We start from the raw sequence: 11,657 nt of genomic DNA on the forward strand, positions 1-11,657 counted from the left end.
AAAGAAGACCAGTTGATCTTCTTTTTTCATTTATTCAGATTTAGTAGTTGACCAGCTACTTTCAACCATCGGTAAGATTGTTTTTAAAGTTTCCCCATCCCCTTCAAGTGAAACATAGCGGATTTTACCATCTTTTGATCGGAAAACCCAAGTAACGAGGTATTTTCCTGACTTAGCAATTGCATTGACAACATAGGCTTCATAACCTCCAATGGTCGATTTGGAGCCCCAAACCTTACTGAAATCAGAGCTTTGTTCTTTGGAAGTTAAAATACTAGATGAAACAGTCACAACATCCAGTTTAGCATATTCTTCTTCGCTGATATTAAACTGCTCAGCCTTGAAGGTATTCAGCGTAACAATGTTGATATCTGTTCCATCGCAATACTGTATATCATTTCCACCTTCTACTTCATGAAATCGAACCCATGATTTGGGTACCTTGACAAAACCATATTCATTCGAACCGATAATTTGCGTCTCTTCCTTTTTCGCTTCAGAAACGGCAGAGCTAGAGCTACTCGTTTCCTGACTGCTAGAAGAACTAACAACTGCAGACGAACTTTCTTCGGTTGCTGTTTGTGATTTATTGGAGCATGAAGCTAGAAAAACACTAGCAGTAACTACAGTACCTAAAATTAATAATTTTTTCATACTACCACCTTCCCATCTGCATTATAAGAAAAATAAGGACTTCTGTCAAATTCTAACCTGATCGATTCTGTTAGTTTCCGATTTTATAGCTCTCATTTAAAGCAAAAACTCTTGAAAAATCTTCAAGAGTTTTATTTTATATTTCTATTCTTCATCCATGCTCAAGACGCTGAGGAAGGCTTCTTGTGGGACTTCTACTGATCCGATAGCTTTCATGCGTTTCTTACCAGCTTTTTGTTTTTCAAGGAGTTTGCGTTTACGCGAAACGTCACCACCGTAACACTTGGCAAGTACGTTTTTACGAAGGGCCTTGATATCCGTACGAGCCACAATTTTGTGTCCAATAGCTGCTTGAATCGGCACTTCAAATTGTTGACGAGGGATGATTTTCTTGAGCTTATCAACGATGAGTTTCCCACGTTCGTAGGCAAAATCCTTGTGAACGATAAAGCTGAGGGCATCCACCTTATCACCATTGAGAAGGATATCCATTTTGACTAGCTTAGACGGACGATACTCTGACAATTCGTAGTCAAAGCTTGCATAACCACGCGTCGAAGACTTGAGCTTATCAAAAAAGTCAAAGACGATTTCAGCAAGCGGAATTTGATAGATAACATTGACACGATTATCATCAATATAGTCCATGGTTACAAAGTCCCCACGTTTGCGTTGAGCTAGTTCCATAACTGCTCCGACAAACTCCTGCGGTACCATGATTTGCGCTTTAACATAAGGTTCTTCAATGGTCGCGATCTTAGTCGGGTCTGGAAATTCAGAGGGGTTAGACACATCCATAGACTCACCATCAGTTTGGTTAACCTTATAGATAACAGATGGAGCTGTCATAATGAGGTCAATATTGAACTCACGTTCTAAACGCTCTTGGATAACATCCATATGGAGAAGTCCAAGGAATCCACAACGGAAACCGAATCCCAGCGCCTGCGATGTTTCTGGTTCAAACTGCAAGCTAGCATCGTTGAGTTGCAATTTTTCAAGAGCTTCACGAAGGTCATTGTACTTATTTGACTCAATTGGATAAAGACCCGCAAAGACCATGGGGTTCATTTGCTTGTAACCATCAAGTGGCTCTGCCGCAGGATTGCTTGCTAGGGTCACTGTATCTCCGACACGCGTATCTTGAACCGTCTTGATAGAAGCCGCAATATAACCAACGTCACCAGTCGCAAGGAAATCACGACCAACTGCTTTCGGTGTGAAAATTCCGACCTCCGTTACATCAAAGGTCTTGCCATTGCTCATGAGTTGAATCTTATCGCCAGGTTTGACTACCCCATCCATGACACGCACTTGCAGGATAACCCCACGATAGGCATCATAAACTGAGTCAAAAATTAAGGCTTTGAGTGGTGCTGTAACATCACCCGTTGGCGCTGGCACTTTTTCTACGATTTGCTCAAGAATCTCTTCGATCCCAATACCAGCCTTAGCAGAAGCTAAGACCGCTTCGCTGGCATCCAGTCCAATGACATCCTCAATCTCTGTACGAACACGCTCTGGATCAGCCGCTGGTAGGTCAATCTTGTTAATGACGGGCAAGATTTCCAAATCATTGTCCAATGCTAGATAAACATTGGCAAGAGTTTGCGCCTCAATCCCTTGGGCAGCATCGACCACCAAAATCGCCCCCTCACAGGCAGCGAGCGAACGCGACACTTCATAGGTAAAGTCCACGTGCCCAGGTGTATCAATCAAGTGGAAAATATAGGTTTCGCCATCTTTTGCAGTGTAATTGAGCTCAATGGCATTGAGTTTGATGGTAATCCCACGTTCACGCTCAAGATCCATACTATCCAGAAGCTGGGCTTGCATTTCACGACTAGAAACCGTCTCCGTCTTTTCCAAAATGCGATCTGCTAGGGTTGATTTCCCATGGTCAATATGGGCGATAATAGAGAAGTTGCGGATCTTCTCCTGTCGTTTCTTTAATTCTTCTAAGTTCATGATGCTCTTCCTTTCAGGGTATCTATTAATTATAAATTGTTTTTAACATTTTGACAAGACCATACCCTGCTAGGAGTACTAATCTTCGGCAATAAAGCCATCATTCTCGATAAAGTGGTGTTTGGCCATTCCTTGGTCTGTAAAGACGATTCCATGAAGGACACCACCATAGACAGCTCCTCCATCCATGCCAATCTTGCCATCATCTGTTATCCAAAGCTCAGCAGTACCTCGGTCTTGCTTGAGCAAACCATAAACTGGTGTATGCCCAAAGACAATAGTTTTTCCAGTATGATTTTCGGCTTCGTGGAATGGCTTTCTGAGCCAGACTTTCTTGTAATCTGTGGTTTCATGCCAATCATCCAAGGTCAAGTCAATACCCGCATGAACAAAGATATACTTGTCTGTCTCTACCACAAATGGCATTTGACGAATAAATTCGACCAAGTCTGCCGCTTCTGTCGCAACACGTTTGGCATCTTCTACGCCATCAACTGGTGCATCCAAGGGACGACCTAGAATAGAGTTAATAGTTGTATCACCACCATTACGACGATAATGGTCATAGCTTTCTTCTGGATCATCGAGCCAAGTCAGAAACATATACTCGTGGTTTCCTGATAGACAGATAGCCCCTTGATTGTCCACCAAGTCTTTGACCATTTCTAGAACACGGCGACTGTCTTCACCTCGGTCAATCAAATCCCCTAGAAAAAGCAACTGAGTGTGACCATCCCATGTTTTGAGAAGGTCTTCTAGCATACCTGCTTTCCCGTGAACATCTCCAATTACATAATAGTCTGTCATTTATTTCTCCCTCGTTTGCAATAATTCTCTGGCTTGAGTAAGGGCCGCTTCTGTTACATTCTCCCCAGCCAACATTTTGGCTACTTCCTCTACTCGCTCTTCTAAAGTCAAAAGGCGAACCGTTGACACCGTTGAGTGCTCATCGCTAATCTTCTCAATAAAGAATTGATAATCCGCGATCGCAATTACTTGTGGTAAGTGAGAGATAGCTAAGACTTGGCCATGCTGACCAATCTTATGAATCTTTTGAGCAATGGCTTGGGCCACACGACCTGAGACTCCCGTATCCACCTCATCAAAGACAATACTTGTCTTGCCCTCTTTACGAGAAAAGGCGGATTTAATAGCTAGCATGAGGCGAGACAGTTCCCCACCAGATGCAACCTTGACCAAAGGTTTAAAGTCCTCACCAGGGTTAGTAGAAATATAAAACTCAACTGCTTCATTTCCTTCACGGCTGAATTTGCTCTTACTAAAGCGAACCTGAAATTGAGCCTTCTCCATATAGAGATCTTGCAGTTCTTGCTTAATCTCAGCTTCTAGCTGCTGGGCCAAGTCATGGCGAGCAGATGCAAGCTGACCAGCCAAATCAACAAGATTGACTTCCAATTTCTTAAGCTCTGCTTCCATGTCTTCGGAAGAAAGATTATTACCTGTCAAGAGATTGTACTCATCCGTAATCTTAGCAAAATAAAGCAGGACATCGTCCACAGTTCCACCATACTTGCGGGTAATAGTATTCAGAAGGTCTAAACGATTCTCAACCTGCATGAGGCGATTGCCATCAAAATCCAAGTCCTCAATAATATCTTCTAAACGCTTTGTAATATCTTCTAAAACATAGTAGGTATCTGACAAAGAACTTGAAATTTCACGGTATTCAGGGTCGTATTCTTCGACACTTTCCATGTCATTCATTGCGGAACGGACATTCGCTAGACTGGAGAATTCCTCATTGTCCAACATACTGTAGGCATTGGTTAGCGTATCCGCTATATTCTTGTGATTGAGTAGTTTATCTCGTTCTTGGTTGAGAGCCAAGTCTTCACCGGCCTGCAAGTTTGCTGCCTCAATCTCTGCCATTTGAAATTCCAACATTTCAATACGAGCCTTATGTTCCTGCTGGTTTTTCTTGACTTCCAAAACCTGCTTGCGCATTTTGCGATAGGCATCAAAGCTCGTCTGATAGATCTCCTTCAAGTCCAAGAAAGCAGCATCACCAAACTCATCCAACATCTGGATGTGGAGTTGCGGACGCATCAATTCTTCCTGATCATGCTGGCCATGAATATCGACAAGATGCTGGCCGATTGCACGCAAAACAGAAAGATTGACCATCTGCCCATTCACGCGACTAACACTTCTCCCATTTTGAAGAATTTCACGACGGATGATAATCTCATCCCCCAACTCCAACCCTTGCTCTTCAAAGAGTTCTTGTATAGAACGGCTATTCTCAATCGAAAACAGTCCCTCAATCTCTGCCTTTGTGGCACCATGGCGAATAACATCCGTGGCAGCTCTTGCTCCCAGCATCATGTTCATAGCGTCAATAATGATCGACTTTCCAGCACCTGTTTCCCCAGTTAAAACAGTCATACCTTTTTCAAAATTGAGCGAAATCGCCTCGATAATGGCAAAGTTTTTTATCGAAATTTCAAGTAACATATAAACCTACCAATTTTTTACTTGTTCAAACATTTCCTTGGCGTCTTCTTCATTTCTCAAGATAATCAAAATTGAGTTGTCGTCTGCCAGGCAGTTGAAAATTCTCTCTGAGAAAGTATTCATCAGCTGACTCTTGACAAAGGCAGTATTCCCAGGAATGACATCCAGATTGATCATATTTCCCATGCGCTCAGAACCTACTATGTTATTCTCAGCCAACTGCAAACTTCTTACAATTGTTTTTGGCAATTCATAGATGTATTTATTGTTCTTCAAGGGAATTTTTACGATGCCCAGTTCCTTAATATCTCGTGACACCGTCGCTTGAGTGGCAGAGATACCTGCTTCTTTTAAATGCTCAACGATTTCTTCCTGTGTTCCGATTTGATAATCTGTTACAAATCTTCTAATTTTTTCAAGTCTTTCTTTTTTATTCATCTTTAAATTCTCTATGTGCTCTCTCTACAACTTTTTCTATTTCAGGGGCAACTTGGTTGCTTGCTCCCTCTTCCTTTTTCAAATATGCCAGAAATTCGATATTTCCATGTCCACCTTGGATTGGTGAATAGTCTAATCCAAGCACTGAAAAACCTTGCTCAACTGCCATAGCAGTGACTGATTCAAGGACAGTTTGATGAACCTTGGCATCACGAATGATTCCATTTTTTCCGATTTGCTCACGACCTGCCTCAAACTGAGGTTTGACAAGTGCTACCACCTGACCTTGTTCAGCCAACACACGATGCAAGGCTGGTAAGATCAGACTAAGGGAAATGAAACTCACATCAATACTGGCAAAGCTTGGTTCCTGCTCAAAATCAGTCTTTTCAGCATAGCGGAAATTAAACTGCTCCATACTGACAACCCGTGGATCTTGACGCAATTTCCAAGCTAATTGATTGGTACCAACATCAACTGCAAAGACAAGCTTAGCACCATTCTGAAGCATGACGTCGGTAAATCCTCCAGTGGAGGCCCCAATATCAATCGTTGTCGCTCCTTCCACTGACAAATCAAAGACTTGCAAAGCCTTTTCCAGTTTTAAACCACCACGGCTGACATACTTGAGTTTTTCACCTTTGAGTTTTAGCTCGGTGTCGTCCGAGATTTTCTCTCCTGGTTTGTCAAAACGCTCCCCATTAAGGACTGCTACGACTAGACCTGCCATGACACCGCGCTTGGCTTGTTCTCGCGTTTCAAACAAACCCTGTTTATAAGCTAGTACATCCACTCTTTCCTTAGCCATTGATTCTCAAACTTTCTACTATTTTCACAATCGGCGCTGTTTCAAAGCTGACTTGCTGGGCAATTTCTTCTAATTTTTCATTAGCTTGATCCAAAGTTTGGTTACAAAAGGCTATAGCCTCTTCCAAGCCCAACAAGGCTGGATAGGTTGACTTTTCTGCCTGCAAATCCTTTTGTGGTGTTTTGCCGATTTCCTCAAAACTAGCTGTCACATCCAGCACGTCATCTCTTACTTGAAAAGCCAGCCCGATCAATTCACCAACAGTTTTCAGTTTTGCTTGGATTTCAGGAGCTAATTCAGCTATGATAGCAGCTGCTTGGAAAGGATAAGCTAGTAATTTCCCAGTCTTATTAGCATGAATGGTCTGAAGTTCTTCCAAAGACAAATGTTGGTGTTCGCCTTCCATATCTAAAACCTGCCCTGCAACCATGCCCAGACTCCCTGAAGCAAGGGATAAGTTGGCAATCAAGTCCACCTTAATCTGACTTGGCAAATCTGCCTGCGCTATCAAGGCATAGGGATCTAGAAACAAGGCATCTCCTGCCAAAATCGCCATAGCTTCACCGAATTTCTTATGGTTGGTCAAACGTCCCCGACGGTAATCATCATCATCCATGGCAGGAAGATCATCGTGAATCAAACTTCCTGTATGAATCATTTCCAAAGCCGCAGCCACCTGCGCGTGTGCTGGTTGGATAAGCACTTTCAGGGATTCCAAAACTTCTAACAAGAGAAAAGGCCGAATACGCTTGCCACCAGCATGAATGGAATAGAGAACAGACTCTCGCAAACTAGAGGCAAACTGCTGGTCTCCATAAAAATCTTCCAAAGCCGACTCGACAAGAGCTAATTTTTCTTGCTTCTTCATTCAAAATCACTTTCTGTTCCGTCTTCTTGCATGACCTTGACCAAGGTCTTTTCAGCCTTGTCCAGTGTCGCTTGGAGCTCTTTTGACAAGACCATGCCCTTTTGAAAGGCCGCAATCGCATCTTCCAAAGCAATTTCACCATTTTCTAAGCTTTGGACAATGGTCTCTAGTTCTGCTAAATTTTCCTCAAATTTCTTTTGTTTTGACATCTTTAACCTCTAATTCTACTTGACCATCTCGCATCAAAAGCGTTACTTGGTCTTTTTTCTTCAACATCTCAACCGAATCTACAACGGACTCTTCTTTTTTGACAATTGCATAGCCACGCGCCACGATTCGACTGGTATCCAACATCAGCAGGGCTTCTGAAAGTCGCTTGACTTCAGCAACCTTGGCATCATAAACCAACGCCATTTGGCTATGTAGGAGCTTGTCCAACTGACCTAGACGGTCTTGATAGCGTTGGATTTTGGTAACAGGTGATAATTGGACTAGTTGATGCGCCCTTGCTTGGACTAATTGGTTGCTATCAGAAATCCGTGTTCGCAAACTTTGTTTTAATCGCAGCTGCAATTGGTCCAACCGTTGCAAATAGCCGTCATACAAGCGCTCTGGCTGTCTGAAGATAACAGACTGACTGCATTTTTTCAAAGCTTCTTTTTTTCTTGACAGGACATTCTGAACTGCTGTCGCCATCCGTTTTTCCTGATTTTGCAAATGAGTTAACACATCCAACTTAGTCACAGGCGTTGCCAGTTCAGCCGCAGCTGTTGGCGTTGCAGCACGGCGATCAGCCACAAAATCCGCCAAGGTCACATCCGTCTCATGACCAACACTGGAGATAACTGGCAAACGGGATTCAAAAATAGCCCGTACCACAATCTCTTCGTTAAAGGCCCAGAGATCCTCGATGGAACCCCCACCACGACCAATGATGAGCAAATCCAAGTCGTCATGTTGATTGGCACGCGCAATATTTCGAGCAATTTCCTCCGCAGCTCCATCACCTTGCACCTTGGTCGGATAGAGAAGGATATCGACACCAGGAAAGCGCCTGCTGACGGTCGTGATAATATCTCGAATAACGGCTCCACTGCGACTAGTCACCACACCGATTCTCTTAGCAAACTGGGGAAGAGGTTGCTTGAAGCGTTCTTGAAACAGACCTTCTTCCATCAATTTTTTCTTGAGTTGTTCAAACTGAATCGCAAGCGTCCCGACCCCATCAGGCTCAGCTTTTTCAATGATGATAGAGTAGCTACCGCTCGGTTCATAGACCTGCACACGCCCAATCACATTGATCTTCATCCCCTCTTCCAGTTCGAAGCCTAATTTCTGATAGATCCCTGACCAGATGGTTGCTTGAATAACTGCGTGATCATCTTTTAAAGAGAAATATTGGTGAGTAGGTCGTTTACGAAAGTTAGAAACTTGACCAGTTAAATAGACCCGTTCCAAGTAAGGGTCTTTATCGAATTTCATTTTCAGATACTTGGTCAAAGTTGTTACCGATAAATACTTTTCCATCTCCACCTACTATTCATTTTCTTGTTTTTCCATGGGTATTATTATACCAAAAACGTGCTTAAAAATCACCTTTTTCCTACTGAAACTAAAGGAAAAATAGAAAAAGGAGGCATTGCCTCCTCATCTAATTATTTGCTGTTTCGTGCTTCTTCCAAAATTTTTGCAATTTTTGTCGTCAAAAGGTCGATAGCCACTGTATTGCTGACTCCCTCAGGAATGACAATATCAGCATAACGCTTGGTCGGCTCAATAAACTGGTGGTACATAGGTTTTACCACACCTAGATATTGGTCAATCACGCTATCCAGACTACGGCCACGCTCCTCCATATCTCGCTTGATACGACGAATAATACGCACATCATCATCTGTATCCACAAAAATCTTAATATCCATCAAATCGCGCAGGCGCTTGTCCTCCAAGACCAGAATCCCCTCAACGATAAAGACATCCTGAGGCTCCTGACGATAGGTCTTGCTGCTCCGTGTATGCGCTGTATAGTCATAAGTTGGGATATCCACTGGGCGCCCTGCCAACAATTCCTTAATCTGCTCGATCATCAAGTCTGTATCAAAGGCAAATGGATGGTCGTAGTTGGTTTTGACACGCTCTTCAAAGGTCAAGTGAGACTGATCCTTGTAGTATGAATCATGCTCAATCATGGAAATCTTTTCATCAGGAAAATGCGATAAAATGGCTCTTGAAACACTGGTTTTACCACCACCAGAACCACCTGTCACTCCGATAATGATTGGTCTATTTTGCATGCTATCCTCCGTTTTTTTATCCGTCGTCTATTCTATCACATTTTTTGCAAAATTTATAGTCTGATTTTGGATAGATTATGGATAACAATTCTAATATTTTAACTCCAGTTAGACTAGCCGAAAACCTTCCTTGGCTTATAGAGATTGCCTCTTTTTTCTAAAATGGCAAGCAATTTATCATCTTCAAAGGCAGCCAATTCTTTGTCCGTTTGGTCTAACTCAATAAAACGACCAAAGCGCACTTCTGTAGCCTCTTCTGGACTTAGGAAAACTTTGACAAGGTCACCTGTTCCAATCTCTATAGGATGGAGAAAGTCCAGCTGACCAGCCTCCACTTTTTCAGCAATTTCGTCCAAGGTAAGAGCATCCTCCAGTTGTAACCCTGCAGCACCAGTCCGTGTCAGATGGGACATATGGGCCGCATAACCAAGCTTCTCTCCCAAGTCAACTGACAAGGTACGGATATAAGTCCCCTTACTGCATTTCACACGAAATGTAAAACGTGCGAGGTGATCCTCATAAGAAATCGGACTAGTCCGCTCAAATTGATAAATAGTCACCTGACGTTCTGGACGCTCCACTTCCTGACCAGCACGCGCATACTCATAGAGCTTGCGACCATTGACCTTGACAGCCGAGTACATCGGTGGAATCTGAGTAATAGACCCAGTCAGACTAGCAATCGCTTCATCGACAATGGTTTCATCCAAGGGCGACAAAACAGGAGTCTCTGCGACTACTTCCCCACTAGCATCCTCGGTCGTTGTTGAATAACCTAGAGTGATTTCCCCCTCATAGACCTTGCCCTCATCCTGCATAAACTCGACCATGCGTGTCGCCTTGCCCACCGCAATCGGCAAAACCCCGACCACATCTGGATCCAAGGTCCCACCATGACCAATTTTCTTGGTTCCCAAAATCTTACGCAGCTTAAAAACCGCATCATGCGAGGTCATCCCCGCTTCTTTTTTTAAGTTGATAATACCGTTCATGTGTTTTTTTCTCACTCCCCCTTCAGCGCTTCAAATTTCGCTTTCATAGTTGGATTTTTACGAGTCAATTTTTACTGAGGCGTCGTCTACCTTTTATTCTCTTTTTTACAAATTTTAATTAACTATAATTCTTTGTAATTCCTCAATCTCTGGAGGAGGACAATTGTTCTGTTTTTGAATATGTTGTAATACATTTCGTCTTTCATCTAAAGATAATAATGGGAGTATACTTTTGATGCCATCTAGATAGAAAATATCATTCTCTATTTTATCAGTCTCCATTAATTTCAGAAACATTTTTTTCAACAAATCAAAATTGTTAAGTTCTTCATGATTTAATTTATAATTCATTCCTCGTAAAGATAATTTCTGATTATAAGTTGTTACATAATCACTTAATTCCTCTATAAATAAAGCAAATCTATTTTCTTTAAGATTTTCATTATATAATAAATAAAAAATTGTCACCAGATAGTTCGCACTTGAGTCAGATTTGAATAATGCTCGCAACCATTCTTTAGAATATCTAAATTCATAGTCTTCTGTAAAAATGATGTTGATCATTTGACTATAGTTATTCTTTAATAAAGAAAATGAATCAATAGTTGGATCTACACTATCTAAAGCGACTAAATAAACCCTATCAAGAATTTGATTGTCTTTGATTTTTTCTTTTAAAATATTTTTAACAACATCCTTAAATATCTTTACAACTTCTGTATCAATTAACGAGTGGGAATAACTGAATCCTAAAAATGTATGATAGGTTATATTAATTACTCTCCAATCATATACGTATAATAAAATCCCTTGAGCAAGCTCTTTATACGCAAAATCATCTACAGAATCTATTTTCTGAATAATTTGAGGTGTATATCCTGGGTGCTGGTTAAACAATGATATCAAACATTGCAAATATATTCCCAGTTCACTATTTACATAATGAAACATATCTAATTGATTATTATCATCTCTTGAAGATGAAAGTTTATTTGCATCGATACTAAGTAATTTTTCAAAAATATCTATATCCGTATTTTGTTGTTTTATATGATATTCAAAAAATTTCCGATCATTAGAATCAAAACTTTCTTTGTTAAATTTTTTTAAATATTTTTCTCTAACAATATTTCTAAAATTTTCTTCTATTTCAGGAGAGC

Annotated in this window: 11 protein-coding genes and 2 pseudogenes; all 13 read right to left on the reverse strand. The window is 41.5% G+C overall.

The window, feature by feature from the left end; all coding sequences use genetic code 11:
- Positions 1 to 30: 30 nt before the first annotated feature.
- Positions 31 to 654, reverse strand: a complete 624-nt coding sequence (locus D8852_RS08370) for a hypothetical protein (RefSeq protein WP_125425783.1) — start codon at positions 652 to 654, stop codon at positions 31 to 33.
- Positions 655 to 798: 144 nt separating this feature from the next.
- Positions 799 to 2,622, reverse strand: a complete 1,824-nt coding sequence (lepA, locus tag D8852_RS08375) for a translation elongation factor 4 (protein ID WP_001047199.1) — start codon at positions 2,620 to 2,622, stop codon at positions 799 to 801.
- Between the two features lie 78 nt (positions 2,623 to 2,700).
- Positions 2,701 to 3,429 carry a metallophosphoesterase family protein gene (locus tag D8852_RS08380; RefSeq protein ID WP_125425785.1) on the reverse strand — a complete coding sequence of 243 codons (729 nt, stop codon included), beginning with the start codon at positions 3,427 to 3,429 and terminating at the stop codon, positions 2,701 to 2,703.
- Positions 3,430 to 5,097, reverse strand: coding sequence for a DNA repair protein RecN (gene recN / locus D8852_RS08385; RefSeq protein WP_125425787.1), 1,668 nt, complete (start codon positions 5,095 to 5,097; stop codon positions 3,430 to 3,432). It abuts the gene before it with no gap.
- 6 nt (positions 5,098 to 5,103) lie between these two features.
- Entirely contained in the window at positions 5,104 to 5,535 is a 432-nt protein-coding gene (locus D8852_RS08390; protein WP_001034389.1) for an arginine repressor, read from the reverse strand.
- On the reverse strand, positions 5,528 to 6,343 hold the full coding sequence (locus D8852_RS08395; RefSeq protein ID WP_125425789.1) for a TlyA family RNA methyltransferase: 816 nt from the start codon (positions 6,341 to 6,343) through the stop codon (positions 5,528 to 5,530). Before D8852_RS08395 ends, D8852_RS08390 begins: the two co-directional genes overlap by 8 nt.
- Positions 6,336 to 7,211: a polyprenyl synthetase family protein gene (locus D8852_RS08400; RefSeq protein ID WP_038806047.1), complete on the reverse strand. Its 876-nt coding sequence runs from the start codon at positions 7,209 to 7,211 to the stop codon at positions 6,336 to 6,338. The genes D8852_RS08395 and D8852_RS08400 overlap by 8 nt, the downstream gene beginning before the upstream one ends.
- The gene (locus tag D8852_RS08405; protein WP_000043226.1) at positions 7,208 to 7,420 is read right to left on the reverse strand and encodes an exodeoxyribonuclease VII small subunit; all 213 of its coding nucleotides are present in this window, start codon (positions 7,418 to 7,420) and stop codon (positions 7,208 to 7,210) included. The genes D8852_RS08400 and D8852_RS08405 overlap by 4 nt, the downstream gene beginning before the upstream one ends.
- Entirely contained in the window at positions 7,398 to 8,738 is a 1,341-nt protein-coding gene (xseA, locus tag D8852_RS08410) for an exodeoxyribonuclease VII large subunit (RefSeq protein ID WP_125425791.1), read from the reverse strand. The genes D8852_RS08405 and xseA overlap by 23 nt, the downstream gene beginning before the upstream one ends.
- Before the next feature lie 128 nt (positions 8,739 to 8,866).
- Positions 8,867 to 9,505 (reverse strand): uridine kinase, encoded by a 639-nt coding sequence (gene udk, locus D8852_RS08415; protein WP_001181369.1) that lies wholly within the window; start codon positions 9,503 to 9,505, stop codon positions 8,867 to 8,869.
- Positions 9,506 to 9,618: 113 nt separating this feature from the next.
- Positions 9,619 to 10,497, reverse strand: coding sequence for a tRNA pseudouridine(55) synthase TruB (gene truB / locus D8852_RS08420; protein WP_125425793.1), 879 nt, complete (start codon positions 10,495 to 10,497; stop codon positions 9,619 to 9,621).
- Positions 10,498 to 10,508: 11 nt separating this feature from the next.
- Positions 10,509 to 10,590 (reverse strand): annotated as a pseudogene (locus D8852_RS10265) (DUF2130 domain-containing protein); the annotation flags it as partial.
- A 21-nt stretch (positions 10,591 to 10,611) separates the two neighbouring features.
- Positions 10,612 to 11,657, reverse strand: a pseudogene (locus D8852_RS08425) (hypothetical protein); the annotation flags it as partial.

Origin of the sequence: Streptococcus mitis (assembly GCF_003942695.1) — a bacterium.
Taxonomy (GTDB): Bacteria; Bacillota; Bacilli; order Lactobacillales; family Streptococcaceae; genus Streptococcus; species Streptococcus mitis_BD.